Annotated in this window: 32 protein-coding genes; 26 read left to right on the plus strand and 6 right to left on the minus strand. The window is 63.2% G+C overall.

Annotated elements, in window-relative coordinates; translation table 11 throughout:
• Nucleotides 1–248: 248 nt before the first annotated feature.
• A complete protein-coding gene (locus tag KUA23_RS10945; protein ID WP_252993927.1) occupies nt 249–1,013 on the minus strand; it encodes a tetratricopeptide repeat protein in 765 nt (254 codons plus the stop codon).
• A gap of 48 nt (nt 1,014–1,061) precedes the next feature.
• Between KUA23_RS10945 and KUA23_RS10950 the strand changes: the two genes are divergently transcribed.
• The 13 genes from KUA23_RS10950 to KUA23_RS11010 all read left to right on the plus strand — a co-directional run bounded on the left by KUA23_RS10950 (nt 1,062) and on the right by KUA23_RS11010 (nt 10,301).
• Nucleotides 1,062–1,625: a type III secretion protein gene (locus KUA23_RS10950; protein ID WP_078050899.1), complete on the plus strand. Its 564-nt coding sequence runs from the start codon at nt 1,062–1,064 to the stop codon at nt 1,623–1,625.
• A 12-nt stretch (nt 1,626–1,637) separates the two neighbouring features.
• A complete protein-coding gene (locus tag KUA23_RS10955; protein ID WP_078047846.1) occupies nt 1,638–1,871 on the plus strand; it encodes a hypothetical protein in 234 nt (77 codons plus the stop codon).
• 9 nt (nt 1,872–1,880) lie between these two features.
• The gene (locus KUA23_RS10960) at nt 1,881–2,315 is read left to right on the plus strand and encodes a hypothetical protein (RefSeq protein WP_078047847.1); all 435 of its coding nucleotides are present in this window, start codon (nt 1,881–1,883) and stop codon (nt 2,313–2,315) included.
• A 4-nt stretch (nt 2,316–2,319) separates the two neighbouring features.
• On the plus strand, nt 2,320–3,102 hold the full coding sequence (gene sctJ, locus KUA23_RS10965) for a type III secretion system inner membrane ring lipoprotein SctJ (protein ID WP_252993928.1): 783 nt from the start codon (nt 2,320–2,322) through the stop codon (nt 3,100–3,102).
• A complete protein-coding gene (locus KUA23_RS10970; RefSeq protein WP_100491068.1) occupies nt 3,099–3,713 on the plus strand; it encodes a type III secretion protein in 615 nt (204 codons plus the stop codon). Before sctJ ends, KUA23_RS10970 begins: the two co-directional genes overlap by 4 nt.
• Nucleotides 3,710–4,294 carry a FliH/SctL family protein gene (locus tag KUA23_RS10975; RefSeq protein ID WP_078047850.1) on the plus strand — a complete coding sequence of 195 codons (585 nt, stop codon included), beginning with the start codon at nt 3,710–3,712 and terminating at the stop codon, nt 4,292–4,294. The genes KUA23_RS10970 and KUA23_RS10975 overlap by 4 nt, the downstream gene beginning before the upstream one ends.
• Nucleotides 4,291–5,613, plus strand: coding sequence for a FliI/YscN family ATPase (locus KUA23_RS10980; protein ID WP_252993929.1), 1,323 nt, complete (start codon nt 4,291–4,293; stop codon nt 5,611–5,613). Before KUA23_RS10975 ends, KUA23_RS10980 begins: the two co-directional genes overlap by 4 nt.
• 444 nt (nt 5,614–6,057) lie before the next feature.
• The gene (locus tag KUA23_RS10985; RefSeq protein WP_099493880.1) at nt 6,058–6,504 is read left to right on the plus strand and encodes a hypothetical protein; all 447 of its coding nucleotides are present in this window, start codon (nt 6,058–6,060) and stop codon (nt 6,502–6,504) included.
• Nucleotides 6,501–7,502 carry a type III secretion system cytoplasmic ring protein SctQ gene (sctQ, locus tag KUA23_RS10990; protein WP_252993930.1) on the plus strand — a complete coding sequence of 334 codons (1,002 nt, stop codon included), beginning with the start codon at nt 6,501–6,503 and terminating at the stop codon, nt 7,500–7,502. The genes KUA23_RS10985 and sctQ overlap by 4 nt, the downstream gene beginning before the upstream one ends.
• Nucleotides 7,499–8,152: a type III secretion system export apparatus subunit SctR gene (sctR, locus tag KUA23_RS10995; RefSeq protein ID WP_078047854.1), complete on the plus strand. Its 654-nt coding sequence runs from the start codon at nt 7,499–7,501 to the stop codon at nt 8,150–8,152. Before sctQ ends, sctR begins: the two co-directional genes overlap by 4 nt.
• Before the next feature lie 10 nt (nt 8,153–8,162).
• A complete protein-coding gene (locus KUA23_RS11000) occupies nt 8,163–8,432 on the plus strand; it encodes an EscS/YscS/HrcS family type III secretion system export apparatus protein (RefSeq protein WP_016969171.1) in 270 nt (89 codons plus the stop codon).
• A gap of 6 nt (nt 8,433–8,438) precedes the next feature.
• Complete coding sequence (sctT, locus tag KUA23_RS11005; protein ID WP_100491064.1) at nt 8,439–9,251, plus strand: type III secretion system export apparatus subunit SctT; 813 nt, start codon at nt 8,439–8,441, stop codon at nt 9,249–9,251.
• A gap of 3 nt (nt 9,252–9,254) precedes the next feature.
• Nucleotides 9,255–10,301 (plus strand): EscU/YscU/HrcU family type III secretion system export apparatus switch protein, encoded by a 1,047-nt coding sequence (locus KUA23_RS11010; RefSeq protein WP_252993931.1) that lies wholly within the window; start codon nt 9,255–9,257, stop codon nt 10,299–10,301.
• Between the two features lie 31 nt (nt 10,302–10,332).
• On the opposite strand, the gene KUA23_RS11015 is transcribed toward KUA23_RS11010, so the two are convergent.
• The gene (locus KUA23_RS11015; RefSeq protein ID WP_100491062.1) at nt 10,333–10,755 is read right to left on the minus strand and encodes a hypothetical protein; all 423 of its coding nucleotides are present in this window, start codon (nt 10,753–10,755) and stop codon (nt 10,333–10,335) included.
• Nucleotides 10,756–10,890: 135 nt separating this feature from the next.
• On the opposite strand from KUA23_RS11015, the gene KUA23_RS11020 reads away from it, so the two are divergent.
• Nucleotides 10,891–11,349 carry an REP-associated tyrosine transposase gene (locus KUA23_RS11020; RefSeq protein WP_100491061.1) on the plus strand — a complete coding sequence of 153 codons (459 nt, stop codon included), beginning with the start codon at nt 10,891–10,893 and terminating at the stop codon, nt 11,347–11,349.
• Nucleotides 11,350–11,637: 288 nt separating this feature from the next.
• Here the strand turns inward: KUA23_RS11020 and KUA23_RS11025 are convergent, their stop codons facing one another.
• The gene (locus KUA23_RS11025; RefSeq protein ID WP_428847457.1) at nt 11,638–14,421 is read right to left on the minus strand and encodes an ATP-binding protein; all 2,784 of its coding nucleotides are present in this window, start codon (nt 14,419–14,421) and stop codon (nt 11,638–11,640) included.
• A 608-nt stretch (nt 14,422–15,029) separates the two neighbouring features.
• Between KUA23_RS11025 and KUA23_RS11030 the strand changes: the two genes are divergently transcribed.
• The 7 genes from KUA23_RS11030 to KUA23_RS11060 are packed head-to-tail and all read left to right on the plus strand — an operon-like array spanning nt 15,030 to nt 18,874.
• On the plus strand, nt 15,030–15,302 hold the full coding sequence (locus tag KUA23_RS11030; protein ID WP_078047860.1) for a BufA1 family periplasmic bufferin-type metallophore: 273 nt from the start codon (nt 15,030–15,032) through the stop codon (nt 15,300–15,302).
• Nucleotides 15,299–15,727, plus strand: a complete 429-nt coding sequence (locus KUA23_RS11035) for a DoxX family protein (protein ID WP_078047861.1) — start codon at nt 15,299–15,301, stop codon at nt 15,725–15,727. Before KUA23_RS11030 ends, KUA23_RS11035 begins: the two co-directional genes overlap by 4 nt.
• 18 nt (nt 15,728–15,745) lie before the next feature.
• On the plus strand, nt 15,746–16,507 hold the full coding sequence (locus tag KUA23_RS11040) for an alpha/beta fold hydrolase (protein WP_252993933.1): 762 nt from the start codon (nt 15,746–15,748) through the stop codon (nt 16,505–16,507).
• Nucleotides 16,508–16,533: 26 nt separating this feature from the next.
• Nucleotides 16,534–16,806, plus strand: coding sequence for a BufA2 family periplasmic bufferin-type metallophore (gene bufA2, locus KUA23_RS11045; protein ID WP_016979675.1), 273 nt, complete (start codon nt 16,534–16,536; stop codon nt 16,804–16,806).
• Nucleotides 16,807–16,861: 55 nt separating this feature from the next.
• Nucleotides 16,862–17,686, plus strand: a complete 825-nt coding sequence (gene bufB, locus KUA23_RS11050; RefSeq protein WP_252993934.1) for an MNIO family bufferin maturase — start codon at nt 16,862–16,864, stop codon at nt 17,684–17,686.
• Nucleotides 17,683–18,432, plus strand: coding sequence for an HvfC/BufC N-terminal domain-containing protein (locus KUA23_RS11055; RefSeq protein ID WP_100491057.1), 750 nt, complete (start codon nt 17,683–17,685; stop codon nt 18,430–18,432). The genes bufB and KUA23_RS11055 overlap by 4 nt, the downstream gene beginning before the upstream one ends.
• Complete coding sequence (locus KUA23_RS11060; protein WP_252993935.1) at nt 18,425–18,874, plus strand: alpha/beta fold hydrolase; 450 nt, start codon at nt 18,425–18,427, stop codon at nt 18,872–18,874. Before KUA23_RS11055 ends, KUA23_RS11060 begins: the two co-directional genes overlap by 8 nt.
• A gap of 3 nt (nt 18,875–18,877) precedes the next feature.
• Here the strand turns inward: KUA23_RS11060 and KUA23_RS11065 are convergent, their stop codons facing one another.
• Nucleotides 18,878–19,603 (minus strand): carbonic anhydrase, encoded by a 726-nt coding sequence (locus KUA23_RS11065; RefSeq protein WP_078047866.1) that lies wholly within the window; start codon nt 19,601–19,603, stop codon nt 18,878–18,880.
• A 202-nt stretch (nt 19,604–19,805) separates the two neighbouring features.
• On the opposite strand from KUA23_RS11065, the gene KUA23_RS11070 reads away from it, so the two are divergent.
• The 3 genes from KUA23_RS11070 (at nt 19,806) to KUA23_RS11080 (ending at nt 22,855) form a co-directional block, all read left to right on the plus strand.
• Complete coding sequence (locus KUA23_RS11070; protein WP_099493888.1) at nt 19,806–21,170, plus strand: MFS transporter; 1,365 nt, start codon at nt 19,806–19,808, stop codon at nt 21,168–21,170.
• Nucleotides 21,171–21,240: 70 nt separating this feature from the next.
• On the plus strand, nt 21,241–22,371 hold the full coding sequence (locus KUA23_RS11075; RefSeq protein ID WP_252993936.1) for an MFS transporter: 1,131 nt from the start codon (nt 21,241–21,243) through the stop codon (nt 22,369–22,371).
• A 16-nt stretch (nt 22,372–22,387) separates the two neighbouring features.
• Nucleotides 22,388–22,855 carry an MEKHLA domain-containing protein gene (locus KUA23_RS11080; protein ID WP_252993937.1) on the plus strand — a complete coding sequence of 156 codons (468 nt, stop codon included), beginning with the start codon at nt 22,388–22,390 and terminating at the stop codon, nt 22,853–22,855.
• On the opposite strand, the gene KUA23_RS11085 is transcribed toward KUA23_RS11080, so the two are convergent.
• A complete protein-coding gene (locus KUA23_RS11085) occupies nt 22,852–23,373 on the minus strand; it encodes a DUF3087 domain-containing protein (protein ID WP_252993938.1) in 522 nt (173 codons plus the stop codon). The genes KUA23_RS11080 and KUA23_RS11085 overlap by 4 nt on opposite strands.
• A 113-nt stretch (nt 23,374–23,486) precedes the next feature.
• Here KUA23_RS11085 and KUA23_RS11090 point away from each other — a divergent pair, with 113 nt between their 5' ends.
• Together KUA23_RS11090 and KUA23_RS11095 are read left to right on the plus strand one after the other, a co-directional pair.
• Entirely contained in the window at nt 23,487–23,666 is a 180-nt protein-coding gene (locus KUA23_RS11090) for a hypothetical protein (protein WP_099493890.1), read from the plus strand.
• 14 nt (nt 23,667–23,680) lie between these two features.
• The gene (locus KUA23_RS11095) at nt 23,681–23,881 is read left to right on the plus strand and encodes a DUF6021 family protein (RefSeq protein ID WP_078047871.1); all 201 of its coding nucleotides are present in this window, start codon (nt 23,681–23,683) and stop codon (nt 23,879–23,881) included.
• Nucleotides 23,882–24,363: 482 nt separating this feature from the next.
• Here the strand turns inward: KUA23_RS11095 and KUA23_RS11100 are convergent, their stop codons facing one another.
• Complete coding sequence (locus tag KUA23_RS11100) at nt 24,364–24,867, minus strand: hypothetical protein (RefSeq protein ID WP_252993939.1); 504 nt, start codon at nt 24,865–24,867, stop codon at nt 24,364–24,366.
• Between the last annotated feature and the right edge of the window lie 227 nt (nt 24,868–25,094).

Here is a 25,094-nt window from a genome sequence, read left to right on the forward strand (position 1 = left end):
TTGTGTCTGGCGCTAGAGATTTTGGGCTGGAGTACGTATCCATTGCTGCGGTAACGGCCGCTTATGGTTCCGCTCTTACAGTGGGTCACTTTTGGAAGGACCGGAAGCCGGCCCAGCCAAAAGTAACCAAAAGGTCCTCGTCCCACCACTCTGCACCTCGCCTAGGCTCGGCATGCCCTCACTTCGGCCAGCGTGGTTTTATGGAGCGCTTGAAATCAAAAGCAGATCAAAAGCAGTCTTGTGTTGTGTCAGTTGGGGGCTACCAACCCCAGCTCTTTTGCTTGCGCCACCGGGTCGCTGATGGCTTTGATGCGTTTCGCTTCCGCCACCAACCGCTCACGCTCGGCAGCCGGAATGTCATCCAGCGGCAGTGTGGCAACCCGCTGCTCATGACCGGCCAGCACCATCACCAACAGCACATTGCGTTGATGCCGAGGCAAGGCGCGGGGCGATTGGGTGACCGAGGCGATGGTGTCCAACGCCTGTTGCGACTGCCCACCCAGCGCGTACGCCAGGGCCAGGTTGCAACGGTTGTCGAGGTCGTCGGGCTTGAGGCTCAGGCTCTTGGCGAACGCGCTTTGCGCTGCACCGGCCTGGCCATTGAGGATCTGCGCGACACCCAGGCGGGTGTAGGCAACCGGCAAGTGGCTGATCTCGGCGGCCTGGCCCAGGGCGGTGACCGCACGCTGAGTCTTGCCCAACTGCAATTGCGCGGTACCCAGGCCGAGCAGGGCGTCGGCATTGCGCGCGTCGAAACCCAGGGCCTGCTGGTAGGCACGCTCGGCGCCCGCCGCGTCCTTGGCGTCGAGCCTGGCCTGGCCGAGCTTGAGCCACAGCTCGATACCGGCGCCAGGTTGCTGCGCCGCACGCTCGTACAGCGCCGCCGCACTGGCATAGTCGCCGCGTTTGCTCAGGTCATCGGCCAGTTGCAAGGACTTGTCGGAATCGGTCGCGGGCTTGCTGGAGCAGGCGGCCAGCAACAGGGTACTGGCGAGCAGGAAATTCTTGGGCATCGTCACAACTCGTCTGGCGAAGGCGGACGCCATGTAAGCATATTTTTGCTGGCTGTCCTATGCCTGTTCAGCAGCAGTTTGGCCCGCGCCGCCGAAGAGCCCGCGTGGTTCTCCCAGCCGTACGCCTACGTGCTGGTCGACCAGGATGTACGCAGCGCCCTGGAAGAATTCGGCCACAACCTCGAGGTGCCGCTGGTGCTCTCCGACAAGGTCCGCGGCAAGGCCCGCAGCACCCTTCGCGCGGCCACCGCCGGGGAGTTCCTGCAGGCCCTGTGCAGCACCAACGGCCTCACCTGGTACTTCGACGGCAACCTGCTGTACCTCAACGCCAGCGATGAAATCAGCACCAAGCTGTTCAAGGCCAGCGCCCTGGACCTGGACCAGTTGCAGGCCTACCTCAACACCCTCGATGTGTTCGGCCAGCAGCTGTCCATGCGCAACGGCCCCGAGGGCGACGAAGTGTTCGTGTCCGGACCACCGCCGTACCTGGCGCTGGTGCAACAGCATGTCGACCACCTGCACCCCAAGGCCGTGGCCACCCCGGTGGCGCGCGAGCGGGGCGTGCGGGTGTTCCGTGGCGCCCAAGTCAGTACCGAAACCCCAACCCAGTAAAGGAGCAGCACCATGTCCGTAACGGCCGTAGACAGCAATCTCGCCCCTGGTGGCGCCAGCCCTGAAGCCAAGTTCAATGCTGCGGTGGATAACGCCAAGGCCGCCGACAAACCTGCCGAGCCGACCGACGCCGAGCTCACCGATTCGTTCATCACCCAGGCGGTCACCTACGGCGGCCAGTTCATCATCATGCCCAAGATGCAGGAACTGCTGAACGACGCCATGTCCGATGACGACGAAGAATAGGAAGCCCCTATGACTATCAGTCTCGCCGCCGGCGCTTCGGCGTTGCCGCCGTCTGCCGGCGCGGGGCCCGCTGGGGCCTCGCAGAACCTGTTCGAGCACATGGCCAACACCGCCAAGGGCATGCCCGAAGGCGCCAGCCCGCACCAGATCGGCTCGGGCCTGATGGAGCGGATGAACAGTTTCATCGATCGCACACGGGCTTTTTCCGAGCGTGCCGACCTGCTCACCAATAACCCGTCGGCACCGCCGCCAGCCCAGGCAGAGATCCGCACAGCCAGTGCCTCGCCATCGGCAGAGCCGGGGAAAAAAGTCGGCGAGCAACAGGTCGACCAGATCGTCCACTCCCTGGGCAAGATGTTCGACTACTCCATCGAAACCCAGATGGTGGTGCGCGGCGCGACGCAGATTTCCGGGTCCGCCAACACCTTGCTCAAGGGTCAATAACCGTATGCCAAGCCCAAACCGCGCCCTGCGCCTGTTGCTGATCGGCCTGCTCGCCAGCCTGCTGCAAGCGTGCAACACCGACCTCTACACCAACCTCAGCGAGCGTGACGCCAACGCGATGGTCGCGGTGCTGCTGCGCGGTGGCATCCCGGCGGAACGCAAGGCCCAGGACAATGGCCAGCTCAAGGTGGTGGTCGACGAATCGCGCTTTGCCGAAGCCATGACCCTGCTTGATAACGCCGGCCTGCCGCAGCAGAGTTTTTCTAACATGGGCGAGGTGTTCAAGGGCAATGGCCTGGTGTCGTCCCCCGTGCAGGAGCGGGCGCAGATGATCTATGCGTTGAGCGAAGAACTGTCCCACTCGGTGTCGCAGATCGACGGCATCGTTGCCGCCCGTGTGCACGTGGTGCTGCCGGACAACGACTTGCTCAGGCGCGTGATCTCGCCGTCGTCGGCCTCGGTGCTGGTGCGTTACGACCCGGGCACCGACATCAACACGCTGATCCCACAGATCAAGACCCTGGTGGCCAACGGCATCTCCGGGCTCAGCTACGACGGTGTCTCGGTGACCGCGATCAAGGCCGCTGTCGCCATCAGCCAAAACCCGGCGCAACCACGGCTGGCGCGCTTCCTGGGCCTGTGGCTGCTGGAAGATAACCTGCCACAGGCACGCTTGATGTTCGGTGCGCTGCTCCTGATCGCACTCGGTGCGCTGGGCGTGCTGGCCCGCCAGCAATGGGTGCGCCGCCAGTCCCAGGCGCTGTATGTGCTCAAGGAGGGTGAATGAGTTTGTTCGAGCGTTGGCAGGGGCTGGTGGCCGAGCCCTTGCAGTTCGTGCGTGGGGCCAGCCTGGGCGGGTGTTTTGCCGATGAGTTGCCGGAAGCGGTGCTGCAGGCGATGCAGGGCCAGCCGCGCTTTCGCCAGCGACTGGAACAGCTGCTGGTCAGCCATTACCAATTGGCGCCCATGGATCAATTGATCCCACCTGTGGCGGCGGACTTGCCGGTGTTGCTGCTGTCGCCGGCGCAGTTCGCCCGCTTGCCGAGGCAGTGCGGGGCGATCTGGCATGCCTCGACCCTGAGCCGGGAGATCCGTCGCGAGGTGGTCAATGAGCTGCGCGAAGGCCTCGGCGCCGAAGTCTTCGTGGCCGCCCTGGCCTTGCGCCAACTGGGCGGCGCGGCGGATCTGCTGCGTGATCCCGCTGAATTGGTCGAGGCCATTGACCGCGACGGCCAGGGCTGTGTCGCCGCGTGGTTGCACGCCCAACATGCCGACTGGCAGGGCTGGTTGCGTTTGCGGTTTGCCTTTCCCCAGGGTGACGGCGCCAGGGTGCCCCGCGACCTGGAGATCGTCCAGGCCGCTGCCGCGTGCCTGCTGGCCGAGGAGATTACGCCATGAGTGAATTGCCGAGTCGTCCCACCGCCCGCATCCTGCGTGCCGAAGAGGCCGCGTTGTGGAGCGACGGTTTTGCCTTCCTGCAAGCGGCCAAGGCACAGGCCGAACAGATCAAGACCGACAGCGAGCAATGGCTGAGCAGCGCCCGCGCCGAGGGCTTTGAAAGTGCTCGGCAGGAAGGCGCCGAACAGGTGGCGCAGTTGCTGCTGCAGACCCAGTCCCAGGTGCAGCACTACTTGAGCAGCCTGGAAGGGTCCCTGGCCGACCTGGCCCTGGGCATCGTGCGCGAAGTGCTGGGCGAACTGGATAACGCCGATCGCGTGGTGCGCAGTACCCGCCAGGCCTTGAGTGCGTTTCGCCAGGACCAGGCCCTGACCCTGTGGGTGCCGCCGGCGGAAGTCGATGCATTGCGCCAGCGCCTTACGCTGGAAGGGCTGGCGATTGCGGTGGACGCCGATGAACAGTTGCACGCCGGCCAAGCACGCCTGAACAGCCCGGCCGGTTCCGTGGAGTTGGGCCTTGAAGCCCAATTGCACAACCTGCGTCGCAGCTTGTTGCCTTTCGCCGAAGAGGGCGTGGCATGAACCTTGAGCAGTTGCTGCCTCGACTCAGCGCACGCCTGGCCCAGGCGCGTCTGCGGCCCATGCACGGCACGGTGCTGAGCATTCGTGGTGTGCTGCTGCGGGCCAGTGTGGCGGGCGCGAGCATTGGCGAATTGTGCCAACTGCGCGAACCCGGCAGCGCACGCAGCCTGAGTGCCGAGGTGATAGGTTTTGATGGTGACGAGGCGATCCTGTCGCCCATTGGCTCCATGGAGGGGCTGTCCACGCGCACCCAGATCACCGCCACTGGCGAGACCCTGGGCGTGGCGGTCGGTGATGCGCAGTTGGGGCGGGTGATCAGCCCCATGGGAGATTTCCTCGATGGCGACGGCCTTCCACCGACCGTGGCCTTGCAGCATTACCCGCTGCATGCCGAACCGCCGGCACCGTTTTCCCGGCAACTGATCGTGCGCTCGATGGCCCTGGGCATTCGCTCCATCGATGGCTTGTTGACCTTGGCCCAGGGCCAGCGCATGGGGATTTTTGGTGAGCCCGGCGTGGGCAAGTCGTCGTTGTTGGCCAGCATCATTCGCAACAGCGAAGCGGATGTGATCGTGATCGGGCTGATTGGCGAGCGGGGCAGGGAGGTGCGCGAGCTGCTCGATGTGCAACTGGATACCCAGGCCCGTGCGCGCACGGTGGCGGTGGTCGCGACGTCGGATCGTCCGGCGGCCGAGCGGGTACGTGCGGCGTTTGTCGCTACCACTCTGGCTGAATACCACCGTGACCAGGGTCGTACTGTGTTGCTGTTGATGGACAGCCTGACTCGCTTTGCCCGTGCGCAGCGTGAGATCGGCCTGGCTGTGGGTGAGCCGCCGACTCGGCGGGGTTATCCGCCGTCGTTTTTCTCGGCTTTGCCGCGTCTGCTGGAGCGTGCGGGGCCGGGGCCGACCGGGAGTATTACCGCGTTGTACACGGTGCTCACCGAGGGCGATGCGGCCAGTGATCCGGTGGCGGAGGAGGCTCGTTCGATTCTTGATGGGCATATCGCGTTGAGTGCCGAGCTGGCTCAGCGTAATTACTTTCCGGCGGTGGATGTGTTGCGCAGTCGTAGCCGGTTGATGGAGCAGGTGGCGGGTGAGGAGCATAAGCGTTTGGCCATGCGGATTCGTGAGTTGATGGCGCGGTATGGCGAGATCGAGATGCTGATTCGGGTGGGCGAATACTCCGCTGGCAGCGACCCGCTGGCGGACGAAGCGATCAACCGTCACGCGGCCATCGAAGCCTTCTTGCGTCAGAACGCTGATGAACCGAGCAGCCTTGAACAGACGTTGGTACGCATGCGGCAGGTACTGGCATGAAGCTGGATGCATTCGCCGGTAGTTGTAGGAGCTGGCTTGCCGGAGATGGCGGTCTGTGGGTGTACATATCCATTGCTGCGGTAACGGCGACTTATGGTTCCGCTCTTACAGCGGGTCACTTTTGGAAGGACCCAAAAGTAACCAAAAGGTCCTCGCCCCACCACTCGGTGCCTCGCTTAGGCTCGGCATGCCCTCACTCCGGCTTGAATCCGTGGGCCGCCGCCACGCGCCATCCATGGCGCGGGGCGGCTAACCCGGCGTCCTGCCGGGTTACCCACGGATTCAAGCCTGCGTTCGGCCAGCGTGGTTTTACGGGGCGCCTCAGATCAACAGCAAGATCAAAGGCAAGAGCAAGATCAAGAGCGGCTCGCTTCGCATCGTGGGTACGTGTAGGAGCTTCATGGGTTACTTGATGTGGTTTGGCATGAAAATGGAGACAACCGAATGAAAACCGAACAACTGCGCACCCTGCAATCCTTGCGGGTCTTGCGTGAGCAAAGGGCCGCGAGCCAACTGGCTGCGCAGCAGCAGCGCTGTGAGCAGACGCACGGTGTGTTGACCGACGCCAAGGAGCAGTTGCGTTTGCACCGGGAAGCCATTGCCGAGGAGGCGCGCCAGGTGTATGCGTCGCTCACCGAGGGGTTGTCGGTGGCGAGTTGGCAGGCTGCTCAGGACCGTTTGCGCGGTTTGTCGGATGACCAGCAGCAATTGGAAAACGATGTGACCCATGTGTCCATTACCCTGGAAAGCCAGGAGCGTGAGCGTGACTTGTTCCGTCAGGAACGCTTGAGCCGCCAGCGTCAGTCGGATGCCTGGCAAAGCCTGCTGGAAGGCCGTGAGAGCGATGAGCGTCGGGTGGATGAGTTGCGTGATGAAGGCACCGGCACATGATCACAGCCCTTGCCGACCCGCTGTCGCCGTGGTTGACCCACTACGACCCGGCGTTGCTGGCCCTGCATAACCAGGTGCATCGCCGCCGTCGTCCCTGGCAGGGCCGTTGTGCCGGGCAGGACTTGCGTGTGTCCTGGGCCGCCGAGCCCCAGGTGCTTGTGGCACCGCATGAGGTGTTGCTGGCGCTCGGTCGCGCTCCGGCGCGGCTGCGTTTGCCCGCCGCTGCGCTGGAGCAATTGTTGCTACCGCTGGCGTTGCCGTTCGATGTGAAGCAACTGCCGGCGTTGCCGCGTTCGTTGTTGCTGGAGTTGGCGGTGCTCGACCTGATCGAGGCCTTGGAACCGTTGCTCGGCCATCCGGTGCAGTTGCTCGACGCCGCTGACGGCCAGGCGGTGTTTGCCATGCAAGTCGCGCTGGAGCTGAGCTTCGGCAGCCAGCCGGCGGTGAGCGTCCAACTGGACCTGAGCGAAGGCGCCGCCGTGCTGGTGGCGCAGTTGCTGGCGCAATACGCACCGATCGCGCCCGACCCGTTGCCGGCCCTGCGCCAGACCCTGGCGGTGGTGGCGGGGCGGCAATGGTTGAACCTCGGCGAGCTGCGCAGCCTGCGCCCCGGCGATGTGCTGATGCTGGAGCAAGGCCCCGGCCTGCTACTGGACCTCGACGGCCGCTTGCAGGCCCGCTGCCAATACCAGGGTGAAGTCCTGCGCCTGCAGGAAGCCTTGAAAGCCCCCTTTCTGGAACCGGAGAACACCATGACCGATGTTGATGCCGCCACGGCGCTGGATGACTTGCCGTTGAAACTGGTGTGCCAGGTGGGCAGCCTGGAACTGACCCTGGCGCAGTTGCGTGAACTGGGCGCGGGCAGCCTGTTGCAGCTCAACACGCCGGGCGTGGACAGCGTCGATCTGATGGTCAACGGCCGCCGCGTCGGCCAGGGCCAACTGGTGAAAATCGGTGACGGCTTGGGCGTGCGCCTGCTGAGTTTCGCCACCCCATGACCGGTTATCAGCCGAACCTGATCGAGATCATCCTGGTCGTTGCGACGATCGGGTTGATCCCGTTGGCGGTGGTGACGCTCACCGGGTTCATGAAGATCTCGGTGGTGCTGTTCCTGATCCGCAACGCCCTCGGCGTGCAACAGACCCCGCCGAACCTGGTGCTGTACGGCATTGCGCTGATCCTCTCGGTGTACGTGACCACGCCGTTGATTGGCGACATGTACCGGCAGGTGGAGGGCCGCGACCTCAACATCGAGCATGTGGAGCAACTCAAGGACCTGGGGGACGCCCTGCGCCCGCCGTTGCAGGCGCATTTGGCGCGGTTCGCCAATGAGTCCGAGCGTGGTTTTTTCGTGCAGGCCACCGAGACCATCTGGTCGCCGCAAGCGCGGGCCGACCTGCGTGACGATGACCTGGTGGTGCTGATTCCGGCGTTTGTCAGCTCGGAGCTGACCCGTGCGTTCGAGATCGGCTTTTTGCTCTATATCCCGTTCCTGGTGGTGGACCTGCTGGTGTCCAACGTGCTGATGGCGATGGGCATGTCGATGGTCTCGCCGAACCTGATCTCCATTCCGCTGAAGATCTTTTTATTCGTGTCCCTGAGCGGCTGGTCGCGCCTGATGCACGGTTTGATTCTGAGTTACGGCTGAGGCACGACCCATGGGCCAGGACGTATTCCTGTCATTGATGAAACAGGCACTGATGACCGTGCTGATGCTCTCCGCGCCGGCGTTGGGGGTGGCGATTATCGTGGGCTTGAGCGTGGGCTTGTTCCAGGCGCTGACGCAGATCCAGGACCAGACCCTGCCCCAGGTGGTGAAGCTGGTGGCGGTGCTGCTGACCATCGTCTTCCTGGGCCCGGTACTCGCCGGGCAAGTGGCGGAGCTGGGCGGCCAGGTGCTGGACAATTTTCCGATGTGGACGCGCTGACCGCCCATGGATGCCAGCCTGACCGCGCAGTTCCTGGAAGTCGCCTACCCGGTGATCAGCGCCGCCTCGCTCGCTGCCTGCCGTGCCATGGGCGTGGTGGTGATCACCCCGGCGTTCAACCGCTTGGGCCTCACCGGGATGATCCGCGGCTGCGTGGCGGTGGCGATTTCCATCCCGATGTTCTTCCCGGTGTTCGAAGCGCTGACGTCAATGCCGGAGCACGGCAGCGTGTTTATCGCCGGGTTGCTGATCAAGGAATTCCTGATCGGCATTCTTATCGGCCTGCTGTTTGGCATTCCGTTCTGGGCGGCCGAGGTGGCGGGGGAGTTGATCGACCTGCAACGCGGCTCGACCATGGCGCAACTGGTGGACCCGTTGTCGTCCGGGGAATCGAGCGTGATGGCGACGCTGCTCACGGTGATGCTGATCACGCTGTTCTTCATGTCCGGCGGGTTCATCCTGATGGTCGACGGTTATTACCACAGCTACCAGCTCTGGCCGGTCACCTCGTTTACGCCGGTCTTCGCCAGCTCGGCGTTGCTGGCGGTGTTGTCGATCCTCGACCAGATCATGCGTGTTGGCGTGCTGATGGTCTCGCCGTTGCTGATTGCGCTGCTGGTTACCGACCTGATGCTCGCCTACCTGTCGCGCATGGCGCCGAACCTGCACATCTTCGACCTGTCGCTGCCGGTGAAGAACCTGTTTTTCACGATCCTGATGGTGATCTACATCGGCTTCCTGATCCCGATGATGCTCGACCAACTGGCGGAGTTTCGCGGCACCGTCGAACTGCTCAAGGCCCTGGCCGGCATGGAGTAGCCCATGGCCGATACCAGTGAAGAGAAATCCCAGCCGGCGACGGACAAGAAGCTCCAGGACGCGCGCAAGAAAGGCCAGGTCGCCAAGAGCCAGGACCTGGTGTCGGGCATGGTTATCCTGTTCTGCACCCTGTGCATCTCGATCCTCGCGCCGCGCGCCAAGGCCCAGGTCACCGCACTGATCGACCTGACCGCGCGGATCTACATCGAACCGTTCGCCACCGTTTGGCCCCGGGTGCTCGACCACGCCGAGCAACTGGTGATCGGCATCACCCTGCCGGTGATGGCGGTGACCACCGGCGTGGTGATCCTGACCAATATCATCACCATGCGCGGCTTTGTGTTCTCGGTGGACCCGATCAAACCTGAGTTCAAGCGCATCAACCCGGCAGAGGGCCTGAAGAAGATCTTTGCCCTGCGCAACCTGGTGGAGTTCATCAAGGGCCTGATCAAGGTGCATGTGTTGGCGATTGCGTTCTACGTGGTCGGCAAGCACGCGTTGCAGGCGCTGATGGAATCGTCGCGCTGTGGGGCGGAGTGCATGGAGTCGACGTTTTTCCTGGTGCTCAAGCCGCTGGTGTTCACCGTGCTCTGCGCCTTCATTGTGGTGGGCGCGGTGGACGTGATGATGCAGCGCTGGCTGTTCGGCCGCGACATGAAGATGACCCGCAGCGAAACCAAGCGCGAACGCAAGGACATCGACGGCGACCCGCTGATCAAGAGCGAACGCCGGCGCCAGCGCAATGAAATGCAGGCGCTGGCCACCAAGCTGGGTCTGAACCGCGCCTCGATGATGATCGGCACCACCGACGGCTGGGTGATTGGCGTGCGTTACGTGCGCGGGGAAACCCCGGTGCCGGTGATCGTGTGCCGGGCATCGCCGGAGGAGGCGTTGTTGATGTTGCAGGAGGCGTACGACCTGGGCATTCCCCACGCGCCGGACAAGGCCCTGGCTGCTGACATTGCGCGCAAGACCGTGCCCGGCGACCCGGTGCCGGATGCCTCATTCCAGGCCGTGGCGGACTGGCTGGTGGCGGCCCGCCTTATCTGAGGCAAGGGTGTTGTCATAGCCATCAAGCAGGCTAAACGCGCATCGCGCCAGACGTCGGGACCGCGGTGAGAGCAAGTAAGGCAGGCGCAACCGGGTTTGCTGCGCCTATGACAGCTGACGCCTTTTGGGGGTGTTCATCGACTGACGGCAGAGGTAAATCGACAGGTGTTGCCTCTTTTACGGCAGGTTTTTCCAGGGGGCGCAGATGTTCGGGCACATCGTTTTGCAAGGCTTTCCAGGACGGCTCAAGGGATGTCGCCGGGTTTTTGATGGGCGCGGGGTCTGTTTGCCCATCGGATGTGGGCGTAGCCGCCTTGTCGCCAGCGATGGCCTCAATCGCTTTACTTGTGCCGTAGGCGGCGCCGGCAGTTGCCACACCGGTGACGGCACCGACAGCGACTGCTTTGGCAGCACCCACCAAGGCGGGGATGATTGCAGCAAGAAATGGAAACATAAGCAGGGTCCTTCTGTGATCGGATGGGAGTCGATCATGAGTGTCCAGAGCTCCTTCCTCAGTTCCATTTCCCACGGCTGGGCTCAATCAGCTCCTACGTGATGGTATTCACCGCCATAGCCATCGACAACGGATTTGCGCCTAGCCCCTCAATCCCACCGCCTGCGCCACGGACGATATTCGGAGCACGGGCGCAGTTACCTCATCACCATCGTCGTTCACAACCGCCAACGTCTATTCACTGACGTGTTCCTGGGGCGCTTGCTGGTTGCCGAATTGCGGCACGCCCATGAATTGGGCCTGATCGACTCCGTGGCCTGGGTGATCATGCCTGACCATATCCACTGGCTATTCGAACTGAAGCAAAAGACCTTGGCCGATGTAATGCGGCGTATCAAGTCACGTAGCACGCTGACCATCAACCGTCGTCGTCAAAGCAAAGAACGTGTCTGGCAGCCCGGTTATCACGATAGGGCGGTGCGCGTGGAGGACGATGTTCGGAAAATGGCCAGGTACATCATCGCCAATCCATTGCGAGCCGGGTTGGTTGAGCGGGTAGGAGATTATTCGCTGTGGGATACGGTTTGGCTTTGATTGAATTCAAATTGTGGCTTGTAATTGTGGTGAGCGGCCGGTGGCTTTGGCTTGTAATTGTGGTGAGCGGGCTTGCCCCGCGCTGGGCTGCGAAGCGGCCCTAAAACAGCCAATCGGGTTCTGGCTGAAAGAACGCGGTGCCTGTGTTGGGGCCGCTTCGCAGCCCAGCGCGGGGCAAGCCCGCTCACCACAGCAAGCCCGCTTACCACAGCAAGCTTGCCCACCACAGCAAGCCCCTTCGCCACAGCGAGCCCGCTCACCACAGCCAGGCATTCCCAATGGACGTCCCTACCGGTGCTGGAAGCGGGGCAGGGAGGCGATGCGCAGTTTGGGTTCCTGGAGGCGGGCCAGGTCGGTTGCGATCTGGGCCCGCCAGAAGTGCGCGCCCGACAATTGCGCGTCAACCCACGCTTGGCGCAGCAGTACTTTGGCCTTGTCCACCGAGCCGTAGTGAGCCTGGCGCAGGGTCAGTTGCGCCTTGATTCGCAGCATCTGTGGCGCGAACCAGCGTTCATGGCGGCCGAGGGCCAGTTGCAGGGTGTCTTCCAGCACTTCCAGGGCGAGTTTCTCCAGGCCCAGGCGCGCCAGGCCGAGGGCGTATTCGCAGCGCAGCAGGCTGTAGAGCTGGCTGTCGCCCTGGCCTTGCAGGTGATGCAGCGCTTCGCCCAGTTGCGGCACGCCGGCTTCCGGCGAACCCTCGCGGATCAGCAGGATGCTCTCGAAACACAGGCGAAATTGCCGCCAGATATGCAGGTCCTGGCCGGTGGTGCTGTCTTGCAACAGGCCCAGGTAGTAGCGCGCTTTCGGCAGGTTGGACGCCAGCAGCGCCAACGGGATTGCGCCCAGGCACAGGGTGTACCAGAGGGTCGCGGGGTGATCGAGGGAGATGGCTTCATCCACGCAGCTGCCGATCAGGCGCAGCGCCGGGTCGACATCCCCTTCGAGCAACTGCACCTTGGCCTTGAGGCAGCGGGCGGCAATGCGTTGGTCGAAGTGCACATCGATGATGTGCGAGCGCGGCGCCGACGGTGAGCCGAGCGCTTCGTCGATATTCAACCGTGCGCCCAGCAGGTCGCCCATGTGGAACAGCGCCACGGCGCGCATGCGCTTGCCGAGCAGTTGGTGGCTGCCGCTGCTGTTCAGGGCGATGTAGCGCTCGGCCAACTCCAGGGCTTCGGTGTATTGGTTGCAGCCACAGCGGTCGGTCCACAGGCCCCAGAGTGCGCGCAATTTGTGGTCCGCATCGCCCAGGTCGCGGGCGTCTTCACACACCTGGCGCCAGGCTTCGCGCATTGCTGTGCCGGTGCCGTAGGTGAGCATCAAGACACTGGCCAGCGCGGTCTGCAGCAACATGCGTTGGCGCAAGGGCAGCGGGATAAGGGCACCACTGGCCAGGCCCTTGTCGACCCAGGTACGGCACTCGCTGACCAGCGACAACCGCAGCCACAACGGCACGCCGCCCAAGGTCAGGTCGATGCCCAGGGAGAGGTCGCCGGTGGCCGAATAAGCCCAGTCGAGCGCGGCACGAATGGTGTTGATCTCCGGCCCGTAGAGCGCCAGCCACGTGGCCGGGGACAATCCGTCCAGGGTCTTCCCGGCTTCTTGCAAAACCCCCAGCGCATAGCGTGCGTGACGTTGGCAGGTGGCGGTGGTTTCACCCTGTTCGTTGAGTTTTTCCAGGGCGTAGGCGCGGGTGGTTTCCAGCAGGCGATAGCGCTTGGGCACGCAGGCTTCGCTGGCGATCAGCAGCGACTTGTCCATCAGGCTTTCGAGCAGGGGCAGGGCGTTGCGCGGGTCGAGGCGGCTGCTGGCGGTCATCGCCTTGACCGCGTCCAGGGTGAAAGAACCGGTGAACACCGCCAGTTGGCGCAGCAGCGTCTGCTCGTCGCCACTGAGCATGGCGTAGGTCCAATCCAGGGTCGCGCTGAGGGAGCGATGGCGGGCGAGGGCGGTGCGCCGGCCGGTCATCTGCAGGCGGAAGCTGCCGTCGAGCAGGCCCACCAGGTCCTGGATACCAAAGGTGCGCACCCGTGCGGCGGCGATCTCGATGGCCAGCGCGTTGCTGTCGAGTTTGCGGCAAATTGCGCTGACGGCTGCAACGTCTTCATCGTTGAACACAAAGCCGGGGTCGAGGGCGCGTACGCGTTCCACAAACAGGCGCACGCCGGACCAGGCCAGGGCTTGGCTGGCGCTGAGGTGGGCGTGCGCGTCGGGGACCTCCAGCGGCGCCAGGTCGTGCACCCGTTCGCCCTCGGCGCGCAGCGGCTCGCGGCTGGTGGTCAGCACACAGCAGTGGGGCGCGCTGCGCAGCAGGGTTTCCACGGCGGTGGCGGTGGCGGGCAGTACGTGCTCGCAGTTGTCCAGCACCAGCAGCACGCGGCGGTTGGCCAGGTTGGCGGCCACGCAGTGCAGTGGGTCTGCGCTGACAGTCTGGATGCCCAGGGCGCTGGCGAGCATGCCGGCTACCCATTGCCCACTGGTGGCCGGGGCGAGGTCGACAAAACAACTGCCCAGGTTGAGTTCAGCGGCCAGGCGTTGTGCCACGGCCAGGGCCACGGTGGTCTTGCCGATCCCACCGGGGCCGGTGAGGGTCACGAAGCGCTGGCTCATGACCTGGTCGGCCAGGCTGGCGGTCAACGCGTCACGGCCGATCACCTCCACCGTGGGCGCCGCCAGGCAGGGCTCATCAGCCCGCACGGACGGCACCGGCAACTGCTCTTCACCCGCCGCCTGCACCGTGACCGGTGCGACAAAACGATAGCCGCGGCCCGGCACGGTGACGATATAGCTGAAGTTGCCATCGTCGCCCAAGGCACGGCGCAGCGCGACGATCTGCGCGCGCAGGTTGCATTCCTCCACCACCACCTTGGGCCAGGCGAAGGAGATCAGTTCGGACTTTTCCAGCAGTTCGCCGGCACGGGTCACCAGGGCAATCAACAGGTAGAGCGCGCGGCTGCCCAGGGTCACTGGCTCGCCATTGCGCAGCAACACATGCTGCCTGGCCAGTAATAGAAAGGGACCAAAGCCAATGGTGCTGTCGGGGGTGGCCGGCGCGGGGTGGTCTGCATCCATGAAGGACACTGCGTGGTGCTTGCTCGAGCTCATCAAATCATCCTTTTTATAGTCGGGCTTGTTATTGGCGATCAGGCCATTCGCCCTTTTTGGGGTACAGATGTGCAGCAGCAGTTTTGGAAAGTTGATGTCGATCAAAAGGTCGGAAGGTCGCCCTCCTTTGGGGCGTTGTCGTTTTTATGGGTGGGTCGCGCAGCATGTTTCAGAGGATGAGACTGTCTCAGGGCTGAAACATTTTATTACTAGAAATAGGGATAAAGCAGAATGTATGCCAGTTGGCATGTAACAAACATGACAACAACCGCATGAAATTTATGGTGATTTTTGCGGTCGTCGGCGACACGCAATGGCCTTCGTTCGGAAAGGCGAATATTTCTAATTGTGTCGTTCGGGATGCCGAATAAAGCGCCAGGGTTTTGGCACTGTTTTATTGACTGTGTATCGAACTGTATCCCCGCACCCTCCTGATACACCGGCATGACGTTCTATCGCGTTCGCGACACAGAGCGGATACACGCCTGGCTTTAACTCTGTCCACCAGCTGGCGCAGGCGGTCACCGACCCCAAGGCGCCCTGGCCACACTCAGTCAAGCCAGGAGACTCACCCCATGAAGCGTCCTTACGCAGCCCTCGCGGCAACCCTCGCCCTGTCTATCAGCGCCTTTGCGGCCGTGGCCCACGCCGATGAGCCCAAGCCCCAGGAAAAATGCTTCGGCGTGTCCCTCGCCGGTGCCAACGATTGCGCCGCGGGCAAAGGCACTTCGTGCGCCGGCACCGCCACCACCGACTACCAGGGCAATGCCTGGGTGTTGGTGGACAAAGGCACCTGCACCCAAATCAAGACGCCCAAAGGCTTTGGCAGCCTGACGGAGCAGCCATGAGCCGAGCGGCCCCGGCGCTGATCCAGCGCCTGCTCCCCGAAGCCCTGCTGTTGCTGGTGGCCCGGGTGGCGGTCGCGGCGGTGTTCTTTCTGTCGGGGCGCACCAAGGTCACCGGGTTGCTTGAACTCAAGCCGTCGACCTACACGCTGTTCCGTTCGGAGTACGCCTTGCCGCTGATCCCGCCGGACTGGGCGGCACACCTGGCGACCTACGCCGAGCACCTGTTCCCGCTGTTGCTGGTGCTGGGCCTGCTGACCCGTCCGGCGGCCGCTGCGCTGCTGGGCATGACCCTGGTGATCGAGGTGTTTGTGTACCCCGATGCCTGGCCGGTGCACCTGACCTGGGCGGGCCTGTTGTTGCCGCTGCTGGCGTATGGCGGTGGGGCCTGGTCGCTGGACCGCCTGATCTCAGGCAAACGTTCATAACTTTGATGGAGATTTCCAATGCGTATGCTTTCTTCCCTGGCCATTGCCATGACCCTGGCGGTTCCGATGCTGGCCCAGGCGGCGGATGCCCCGCAGCCCGGCACCGGTAAAAGCGTGGTGATCGTGCCCGGTTCGTTTGTCGACGGTTCCGGCTGGCGCGTGGTGCACGACATCCTGATTCACAAGGGCTACAAGGTCACGGTGGTGCACCAGGGCCACGAGAGCCTGGCCGCCGATGTGGCCGAGGCGCGCGAAGTGCTGGAGCAGCAAGTCGGCCCAGTGGTGCTGGTGGGCCACAGTTCCGGTGGCGGGGTGATCTCGATTGCCGGCGACCGCGACAAGGTCAAGTCGCTGGTCTACGTCTCGGCGCTGCAGCCGGAAGTGGGCGAGAACATGGCCCAGTTGATCGGCTCGATGCCGGCGCCCAGCGATGACATCAAGGCCAGCCGCGACGGTCATCTGTTCTTCGACCGCACTAAATTCAACGCCGACTTTGCCGCCGACCTGACCACCAACCGCACCGACTTCATGGCCGCCTCCCAAGTGCCCGCGACTACCGCTTTGTTCGGCGGCACCGTGTGGGCCGCGGCCTGGCACAAAAAACCGACCTACGCGGTGGTCTCCACCGAAGACCGCGCCCTGAGCCCGGACCTGCAGCGCTGGATGTACAAGCGCGCCGGTTCCAAGGTCACCGAAATCAAGGCCAGCCACTCGGTGTACATCTCCCAGCCTGAGGCTGTGGCGAAGGTCATCGAAGACGCTGCTTCCGTTATCAAGTAATTCACCCCAACCCCGGAGAAACACCCATGAACACTGCACTCAAATCCCGCTTGAGCCTCGCTGCCGCTGCTGCCCTGATCGCCATGGCATCCGCCTCGTTTGCCACCGCTGCCAGCGCCGCCGACCAGCAGGAAAAACCCGGCCGCTGCTACGGCGTCAACACCTGCAAAGGCACCAGCCTGTGCGCCACCGCCAAGAACGACTGCAAGGGCCTCAACAGCTGCAAGGGCGAAGGCGTGATCGTCAAGACCCCGTCCGAGTGCCTGAAGGCCGGTGGCACCCTGACTGAACCGAAGTAATCCACCCGGCGAGCCCCCATGCGGGCTCGCCACTTATTCTTAGCGGAGATCCGCCATGTCGACATCCAACCCACACTTCTCAGGCTACGGCCTGGGGCTGCGCAAGGAGCACTACTGCGACTTCCTGGAGACCTCGGTGCCCGTGGATTTTGTCGAAGTGATCTCCGAAAACTTTATGGTCGCGGGCGGCCAGCCCCGGCATATCCTGCGCCAGGTGCGCGAGCGCTACACGGTGGCGCTGCATGGGGTGTCCCTGTCCATCGGCACGGCCGAGGGGTTGGACACCGACTATCTGCAGCGCCTCAAGTCGCTGGTGGACGAGGTCCAGCCGCTGTTTGTCTCCGACCACCTGAGCTGGTCGCGCAGTGGTGGCTTCAATGCCCATGATTTGTTGCCCGTGCCCTACACCGACGAAGCATTGGACCGAGTCTGCGCCAATATCCATCAGGCCCAGGAGGTGCTCGGCCGCACGATGCTGTTTGAAAACCCCTCCAGCTACCTGGCGTTTGAAGGCGCTTCCATGACCGAGTGGGAATTTATCGCGGCCATGGCCCAGCGCACCGGCTGCGAATTGCTGCTGGACGTCAACAACGTGTTCGTCAGCGCCAGCAACCACGGCTTCGACGCCCTGGCGTTTCTCAAGGGTATTCCCGCCGAACGTGTGCGCCAGGTGCACCTGGCCGGTCACAGCCAGGGCCGCGACATCTTGATCGACAGCCATGACAGCCCGGTGTGCACCGGCGTCTGGGAACTGTATGCCCAGGCCATGACCCGGCTGGGCCCGGTGGCGACCATGATCGAGCGCGACGATGAAATCCCGCCGCTCGCCGAGTTGCTCCAGGAGTTGGCCATGGCCCGCACGTTGGGGGCGCAGCGATGAACCTGGCGCAACTGCAGCAGACCTTTCGCGACTGGTTGGTGAGCGCGTCGGATGAATCCGCGCAGTCGCTGGGCAATCATCACGCCGGCCTGGCGGTGTACCAGAACAACTACCGCGCGCAGTTGGTGGGTTGCCTGGAACAAGCGTTTCCCAATCTGCGCCGCTGGCTGGGCGAGGACGCCTTCCTGGCCGCGAGCATCACCCATATCGACAACCATCCACCCCATGCCTGGACCCTGGACGCGTACCCCGAGGGGTTCTACGCCACCCTGAAAGCCGTGTTCCCGCGCAATCCGGATGTGCATGAGCTGGCCTGGATCGAGGCCGCCCTCAACGACGCCTTTGTGGCCGCCGATGCGCAGCCTCTGGCGCTGGAGACGTTGGCCGAGCTGGACTGGGACACGGCGGTGCTGCACCTGACACCGTCGCTGCGCTGCCATGGCCTGAGCACCAATGCCGAAGCCATCTGGTCGGCATTGTGGCAGGACGCGCCCGCGCCCGAGGCGGTAATGCTGGAGCAGGCGGGCGGCTTGCTGGTATGGCGGCGTCAATTCACCTCGCGACTGCGCCAGGTGGATGTGCAAGAACTTCAAGCGTTGCAGCACGTGCAGGCCGACGGCCGTTTCGCCGGGCTGTGCGAGTGGTTGGTGCAACGTCTTGGCGAAGAGGCCGGCGTGATGCAGGCCGGTGAATACCTGGCCGGTTGGCTGGGCAGTGAATTGATTGTGGGGGTGAGTCATGTTTGATCGTCGTGGTTTTTTGCTGCTGGCGGCGGTGGTCATGGCCGCCCCGGTGTTGGCGGTGCAACAGGTGAGCACCGATGACCAGGAGATCCGTTATGAACAGTTTGGGCCAGAGGAGGGCCGGGCGATCATGTTGCTGGGGGCGGATGTCAGTGCGTTCTCCGAGGTGACGGCGCCGCTGGCGGCCCAGGGGTTTCGGGTGATCGTCCCGTACCTGCGCACGGCAGACGACGCTGTACTTGGCCAGGATGTGCTCGACCTGATGAATGCGCTGCACATCCCCGAAGCGGTATTCGCCGGCGCGGAGCAGGGCGCACGGATCGCTGCGCGGGCCGCGACGTTGAAGCCGAGCCGCTGTGTCGGACTGGTCACGCTGAACATCGCACCCCAGGCGGGTTTTGCGCAAGCCGTGGGGTTAATGGCCAGCACCGGGCACTGGCGTTGAGGGTCAGCCGATCAACTCGACCCGGCCACTGTGCAACCTGTAGATACCGCCGACAATGTGCAGTTTGCCAGCGGCCAGGGCGTCCGCCAGCAGCGTCGACTCGGCCTTGAGCCGCGCTACCGTGTCGCTGACATTTTGCGCAATGGCGTTCGCAAGCAGATCGCCAGGCGCTTTCAAGACCTTGCGCACCGACGGCTTGAACGCGTCGGCCAGGCCCTGGATCTTGCCGGGGAACGTGGCGTTGTCCGTGGTGGCTTTCACCCCGGCGGCAAGGGCGCCGCAGCTGTCGTGCCCGAGCACCATGATCAACGGCGTGCCGAGCACCGCCACCGCATATTCGAGGCTGGCGAGCCCGTCGTCGGTCACGAAGTTACCCGCCACCCGTACGGCAAACAGGTCGCCGAGGCCGGTATCGAACGCGTATTCCGGCGTAATGCGTGAGTCAGCGCAGCTCAGGACCGCCACGAACGGATTCTGCCCGCCCTCCAACGCCTCGCGCTCGCTCATGAATTCATGGCGCTTGGTGACGCCTTCGGCATAGCGACCGTTGCCTTCCATCAACCTGGCCAGGGCTTGTTGTGGGTTGAGGTTATTGGCCGCTTTCGGTGTCGGCGAGGCGTGTGCGAGCGCTGCGGGTAACGCGCTCGTGAGCATCAGGGCGCCAGCGCCGACCGTAGCCAGGCGTAGGAATTGTCGACGGTCGTGGGTCAGGGGTGGCTGCTTGTGCATGGGCGGCGTTCTCCGGTTCGTTAAGAGAAGAAACGCCAAGGGTGCAAAGAATGGTCGGGGGGGAAATGTAGGCACTGTCCGTTTTTTTGGCGGGAATCGCGTGGCCATCAACATGAAAATTCTGACAGCCAGGCCATCGGTCACTGAAAAAAAAACGGTCTGCCCGTAATCTAGGGGCCTTTGTCACCTGCGCGGATTGTTCATGTCTTCTGTTGCCGATGGGTTGCCCCTCAATAAACGCCTGCCGGCCGTGCTCGCGATCTCCCTGGGGATTGGCATGGCGACCCTGGACACGGCCATCGTCAACACGGCCTTGCCGACCCTGGCGGAGGGGATTGGCACCGATTCCGCCTCGGTGATCTGGGTGGTCAATGCCTACCAGTTGGCGATTATCGCCACGGTGCTGCCGTTTGCGTCGCTCAGTGATGTGCTGGGGCATCGACGGGTGTATCTCGGCGGGTTGCTGCTGTTTATTGTGTCGTCACTGTTTTGCGGGCTGGCGGGTTCGCTGGTCACCCTGACGGCCGCGCGCGTGGCGCAGGGGCTCGGGGCGGCGGCGATCATGAGCGTGAACACGGCGTTGTTGCGGCATATCTACCCGTCGAAAATGCTCGGGCGGGGCCTGGGCTACAACTCACTGGTGGTGGGGCTGGCGTTTACCTTGGGGCCCACGGCGGCCTCGGCGATTCTGTCGGTGGCGACCTGGCATTGGCTGTACCTGATCAACGTGCCGCTGGGCTTGCTGGCCTTGGTGCTGGGCCTGCGTTCATTGCCAACGTTGCCCATGACCGGGCATGCCTTTGACCGATTCGCAGCGTTGTTGTGTGCCGGGTTGTTTGCCTTGTTGGTGCTGGGCCTGGGCACGGCGGTGCATGGTGCCCAAGGTGCGCTGACGTTGGGCCTGATCGCCGTGGCGCTGGTGTGCGGCGCCTTGCTGTTGCGGCGCCAGGCCGGGCACCCGGCGCCGATGCTGGCGCTGGACCTGTTCAAGCGCCCGGTATTTGCCTTGTCGTCCTTGACCGCTATTTGTGCGTTCAGCGCCCAGGGCCTGGCCTTTGTGTCGCTGCCGTTTTTACTGCAGGCGGTGCTGGGGCATAGCCAGGTGGAAACCGGTTTCCTGATGACGCCGTGGCCGGCCGTGGTGGCGGTGATGGCATTGGTGGCCGGGCGCTTGGCCGACCGGGTGTCGCTGGGGCTGCTGTGTGGCATCGGCTTGTTAATGCTCAGCGTGGGCATGGCCGCGTTAGCCACCCTGGGCAACGGCGCCTCGGCGTTTGATATCGGCTGGCGCATGGCGCTGTGTGGTGCCGGTTTCGGGTTCTTCCAGTCGCCCAACCTCAAGGCTTTGATGACCAGCGCGCCGTTGGCCCGCAGTGGCGGGGCGAGTGGCATCGTGGCGATTTCGCGGTTGCTGGGGCAAACACTGGGGGCGTCGCTGGTGGCCTTGTGTTTCCACCTGTCCTTGGGCAATGGGCCGCACTATGCGCTGTGGCTGGGCTGCGGCTTTGCTCTGGTTGGCGCAGTGGCCAGTGGCTTGCGTTTGTTGCCCTACGGTAAAAAGCCGTGATTGGGCGTTGTAAAACATCGGTGTGGAAGGCTACCGTGGCGACCTGAGTATTTCGGGATGTTTCAGATTTATGTCCAGCCTGGCCCTCCGCACCGCTGATACACACTCCCGCCGCGCCGCGCTGACCCTGGCTTTATGCTTGCCCAGTGACGTGTTGCTCTACCTGCTGCTACCAATGGAATCCCAAGCCTTCGGCATCACCCTGGCCCAGGCCGGTGTGTTACTGGCGGCCAACCGCCTGGTGCGGATTTTCGGCTACCGGCATGTCCTCAATTTCTACTCACGCAACGGCGACCGCCTGACCTGCATGATCGCCGCTGGCGCCGCGACCCTGTGCGCCTTGGGCAATTCGGTGTTGTCCGGCTTCGCCGCCTTGCTCTGCCTGCGCCTGGTGTGGGGCCTGTGCTTTGCCGCGTTGAACCTGTCCACCCAAGTGCTGGCCACTTCGGAGCCGGCCGGTGCCGCACGCCGGGCCGGGCGTTCCCGCGCGCTGATCGCCCTCGGGCCGATGCTGGCGCTGCCGCTGGGCGGCTGGTTGACCCTGTGGGCCGGGCCGCGTCCGATCTTTCTGATTCTGGCCGGGTGCTGCCTGGTGGGCTTGTGGATGGCGCGCGGCTTGCCTACGGTGGGGCATGACTTGCACACCACGCCGGGGCGGCGCTTCAAGTGGCCGGACAGCGTTGCGGTGTGGTCGTTTATCGAGGGGGTGGCGCTGGATGGGCTGTTTATCTTCGGCCTGTCGATCCAAGCGCAAAAGCTGCTGGGCGGCGATGCAGTACTGATCGCCGGAGGCCTGATGGCGCTGCGTTACGCCTCGGAAATGCTCCTGAGCCCCTTGGGCGGGCGCGCGGCCCAGCGCTTTGGCGCCACGTCGATGCTGCTGCTGTTTTCGTTCCTGAGTGCCCTGGCCCTGACCGCGTTTGGCAGTTACTGGGTGATCGTCGGCGCGGCGGCGGTGCTGGTGCTGCGCGCGCTGCAACTGCCGCTGGTGACCACCCTGGTGGCCGAGCGCAATCCCGGCTCGATGCGCGTCTCGGCCCTGGCTTCGAATGCCGTCTGGCGGGATATCGGCGCCGGCCTCGGGCCATTGCTGGCCGGCCTGCTGCTGCCGATTGCCTCGGCCCCCTGGGTGTTTGGCCTGGCGGGCGCGGCGATCGCGGTAAGCGCGGTGTTCTGCTGGCGGGCAAAAACTTCCAACTGACACGGTGAGGTTGTGTGTGTCCCTTCAAGAAAACTTCGTAAGCCTGCTGGATGCGGCGTATCGACACTGGACCGGCCAGGGACTGCCGGCCCCCGAGCATCTGGACCCGCAACAGCGCCTGGCCTGGCTGCACAGCGACGCGCCCTACAGCCTGCTGGCCCATGACGGCGGCGCCGACCCGCGCTTTACCTACGTGAATGACTGCGCCCTGCAGTGCATCAAATACCCGCGCGACACCTTCATCGGCATGCCCTCACGCTACAGCGCTTCGGCACTCGACCGCGCCGCGCGTCAGGTGCTGCTGGAGCAAGTCACCGCCAATGGCATCGCCCAAGGCTACAGCGGCTGGCGCGTGGATGCGCACGACCAGCCGTTCATGATCCACGCCGGCGTGGTGTGGACCCTGCTCGATGACGCCGGCCAAGCGTGCGGCCAGGCGGCCTTGTTCTGGCCCGACGCACAGCGCATCGGCGTGTTGGCTTAAGCGGTCTTAAAGGCATCCAGCCAGGCGGGGTCGAACCGGGTTTGCTCGGTATCGATCCCCAGCGCCTGCATCTTGGCCTTGTGCGCCTCGACCTCTGCAACCAACTGCACCTGGGCGCTGGAATTGGCATCCAACTCATGCATCTGCGTCAGGCCCAAGTGATAGAAGCGCAGCACCTTGATTGCCGTCGGGTCATTGGCCTGGACCCGCTCGGTGACCTTGTGCATCACGTTGGTCACGCTCATCAGGCAGCGCTTGAGTTGCCAGCCATACACCGCCGGCGCCAGCCACGGCTGGGTCCAGAACGGGCCACGCACCAGGGCCAGCGTGATCAGCACCCCGGCGAACACGCCACCGACATTGAAGCGGAAATTGTCACCGCCAGGCTCGCCGAACAGCATCACCGCCAGGGTCGACAGCAACATGGCCAGGGCCAGGAACAGCACCGCGACCATCAGCGTGCTGCGCCGGGTCTGTTGGCGGAAGGTCACAGGGTCGCAGGGTTTGAGCTCGAACATCCGGTTCATGTCTCCAGAAGGGGCCCGCATCATCTCACGCCTGGGCAAACAAGTTGAACGATGGCGCAGGGCGGTTTCTCTAAACCTGTGTAGACCCTATGAGGTGAACCATCATGTCTGACTACAACCAACCACCCCCCGGCACCCCGAACCCTGACCGCACACCCGGCGAAGAGGAGCGCGACAACGATGCGTTGCGTCCCAACGACCCGAAAGAGCGCGACGACAATGAGGATGTAGAGCGCGTCGAGGAAGACCTGGAAAACCTGCACGACAAAGCCCGCCCACTTTGAAAAAGGAGAACGCCGTGAGTAATACGCCGAAAGGCCCGTCTTCAGGCGAGCATGCAAGTGGCAAGGACGAATTGGGTTTCGACCCGGATTCGCCCGACGTGGCGGACCCGCAAGTCGATCCCATCGGCCCGGCGATTGCGCCGCTGGATAAGGAAAAGAAAGACAAGGATGAAAAGAAGCCGGCCTATGATCCGTTGGGTGATTTGAAGCCGTAGGCGGGGTAGGGGACGCGTTAAGCGTTTCGGTTCTGCGAGCGTGAGCGCTCGACTTGAGCATGTGTTATTAAACGCTGACATCGGTTGGCGTTTTTTTTTGCGTGGTCAAAAAGCTTGGTTTCAAGTGCGTGTGGTAGCTGTGCGCTCAGGCCCGCGCAGTCAACCTTGAGCCCCGAAGCATCAAGCGCGTAGAGTGCGTGCCCGAGGGTGCGATGGACGATGTACTGGACCGCATTCAAATACTAACTGAATACTGAAAGTGGCAACGCACAACCACTTCATGATTGGGCCTGTGGCAGTACTAAGGTGCTTTTTTCGCAACCGCGAAATTCAAGACGGAACCCGCAAGAGTGATACGAAATACTGTGATTGGGCTTGTCCTGGCAGGTCTGACAGGTTGTGCTGCACAGGACCCGGCCCTAGTCGGTAGATGGCAAGGTGAGCGCAATCCCACTGCCGAATGCCCGTACCTTGCCTGGACGTCATTGATGACAGCCGACGGACGTTTTGGAACGTTGTTTTTTAGGGATCCGGCCAGGACGCTCAAGATACACAAGCGCGGAGGATATTGGATCACTCGGAAAAATCATGTGCTGTTCGATGCCGTAGGTGCCAAGAAATACAATGTCTACTCCTACAAGGTTATTGATGTGGATACTGTTCAGTACACGACAATGACGCCCAATGAGGTTCCAGGCTGTAGGCTTCAGGTTTATACGGAGCATCGGGTTCGTGATTAGGTAATTGCTGATCATCGGGGGGACGGGCTTGTTGCCTGATGACAAGGCGATGTTTTGGATGCGGTCATTGGTGATGAGCTGTTCTGGGTCGGGAGCGGAATTAGGCGAATGGTTGCAATCGGCCGATCGTGTTGAAAAAGTCGGTGTTCCCAAAATACTCGAATATTGATGGATGAACACACCTCTGTTGCCCGCTGCTACGTGAAATCCGAGTACTGAAACTTCTGCAAAAAATTCAGATTTCAATCTCAGGCGCGTACTTTTCTGGCGTGGAATTCGAAGCTGACTTTTTCAACACAATCGGCCGACTGCTGCCGGCCATGATCGAAAAAAATCAGCCTTTTCGGTGATGGATTGGAATTACTAATCCTGTAGGCCACGTATTCCTTACTCTACAGAGCCAGCCTGAAAGCTGCGTACCATTTTCGTACCAACACTACTTCCAAGCAGTGACGCCATGCTCCTCACGACAG

Origin of the sequence: Pseudomonas pergaminensis (assembly GCF_024112395.2) — a bacterium.
GTDB classification, from domain to species: Bacteria; Pseudomonadota; Gammaproteobacteria; order Pseudomonadales; family Pseudomonadaceae; genus Aquipseudomonas; species Aquipseudomonas pergaminensis.

Bases quoted from the DNA above. Each gene is read 5' to 3' on its own strand.
- KUA23_RS10945 (WP_252993927.1), bottom strand. From the start codon at position 1,013: ATGCCCAAGAATTTCCTGCTCGCCAGTACCCTGTTGCTGGCCGCCTGC.
- KUA23_RS10955 (WP_078047846.1), top strand. From the start codon at position 1,638: ATGTCCGTAACGGCCGTAGACAGCAATCTCGCCCCTGGTGGCGCCAGC.
- KUA23_RS10960 (WP_078047847.1), top strand. From the start codon at position 1,881: ATGACTATCAGTCTCGCCGCCGGCGCTTCGGCGTTGCCGCCGTCTGCC.
- sctJ (WP_252993928.1), top strand. From the start codon at position 2,320: ATGCCAAGCCCAAACCGCGCCCTGCGCCTGTTGCTGATCGGCCTGCTC.
- KUA23_RS10970 (WP_100491068.1), top strand. From the start codon at position 3,099: ATGAGTTTGTTCGAGCGTTGGCAGGGGCTGGTGGCCGAGCCCTTGCAG.
- KUA23_RS10975 (WP_078047850.1), top strand. From the start codon at position 3,710: ATGAGTGAATTGCCGAGTCGTCCCACCGCCCGCATCCTGCGTGCCGAA.
- KUA23_RS10980 (WP_252993929.1), top strand. From the start codon at position 4,291: ATGAACCTTGAGCAGTTGCTGCCTCGACTCAGCGCACGCCTGGCCCAG.
- KUA23_RS10985 (WP_099493880.1), top strand. From the start codon at position 6,058: ATGAAAACCGAACAACTGCGCACCCTGCAATCCTTGCGGGTCTTGCGT.
- sctQ (WP_252993930.1), top strand. From the start codon at position 6,501: ATGATCACAGCCCTTGCCGACCCGCTGTCGCCGTGGTTGACCCACTAC.
- sctR (WP_078047854.1), top strand. From the start codon at position 7,499: ATGACCGGTTATCAGCCGAACCTGATCGAGATCATCCTGGTCGTTGCG.
- KUA23_RS11000 (WP_016969171.1), top strand. From the start codon at position 8,163: ATGGGCCAGGACGTATTCCTGTCATTGATGAAACAGGCACTGATGACC.
- sctT (WP_100491064.1), top strand. From the start codon at position 8,439: ATGGATGCCAGCCTGACCGCGCAGTTCCTGGAAGTCGCCTACCCGGTG.
- KUA23_RS11010 (WP_252993931.1), top strand. From the start codon at position 9,255: ATGGCCGATACCAGTGAAGAGAAATCCCAGCCGGCGACGGACAAGAAG.
- KUA23_RS11015 (WP_100491062.1), bottom strand. From the start codon at position 10,755: ATGTTTCCATTTCTTGCTGCAATCATCCCCGCCTTGGTGGGTGCTGCC.
- KUA23_RS11025 (WP_428847457.1), bottom strand. From the start codon at position 14,421: ATGGATGCAGACCACCCCGCGCCGGCCACCCCCGACAGCACCATTGGC.
- KUA23_RS11030 (WP_078047860.1), top strand. From the start codon at position 15,030: ATGAAGCGTCCTTACGCAGCCCTCGCGGCAACCCTCGCCCTGTCTATC.
- KUA23_RS11035 (WP_078047861.1), top strand. From the start codon at position 15,299: ATGAGCCGAGCGGCCCCGGCGCTGATCCAGCGCCTGCTCCCCGAAGCC.
- KUA23_RS11040 (WP_252993933.1), top strand. From the start codon at position 15,746: ATGCGTATGCTTTCTTCCCTGGCCATTGCCATGACCCTGGCGGTTCCG.
- bufA2 (WP_016979675.1), top strand. From the start codon at position 16,534: ATGAACACTGCACTCAAATCCCGCTTGAGCCTCGCTGCCGCTGCTGCC.
- bufB (WP_252993934.1), top strand. From the start codon at position 16,862: ATGTCGACATCCAACCCACACTTCTCAGGCTACGGCCTGGGGCTGCGC.
- KUA23_RS11055 (WP_100491057.1), top strand. From the start codon at position 17,683: ATGAACCTGGCGCAACTGCAGCAGACCTTTCGCGACTGGTTGGTGAGC.
- KUA23_RS11060 (WP_252993935.1), top strand. From the start codon at position 18,425: ATGTTTGATCGTCGTGGTTTTTTGCTGCTGGCGGCGGTGGTCATGGCC.
- KUA23_RS11065 (WP_078047866.1), bottom strand. From the start codon at position 19,603: ATGCACAAGCAGCCACCCCTGACCCACGACCGTCGACAATTCCTACGC.
- KUA23_RS11070 (WP_099493888.1), top strand. From the start codon at position 19,806: ATGTCTTCTGTTGCCGATGGGTTGCCCCTCAATAAACGCCTGCCGGCC.
- KUA23_RS11075 (WP_252993936.1), top strand. From the start codon at position 21,241: ATGTCCAGCCTGGCCCTCCGCACCGCTGATACACACTCCCGCCGCGCC.
- KUA23_RS11085 (WP_252993938.1), bottom strand. From the start codon at position 23,373: ATGTTCGAGCTCAAACCCTGCGACCCTGTGACCTTCCGCCAACAGACC.
- KUA23_RS11090 (WP_099493890.1), top strand. From the start codon at position 23,487: ATGTCTGACTACAACCAACCACCCCCCGGCACCCCGAACCCTGACCGC.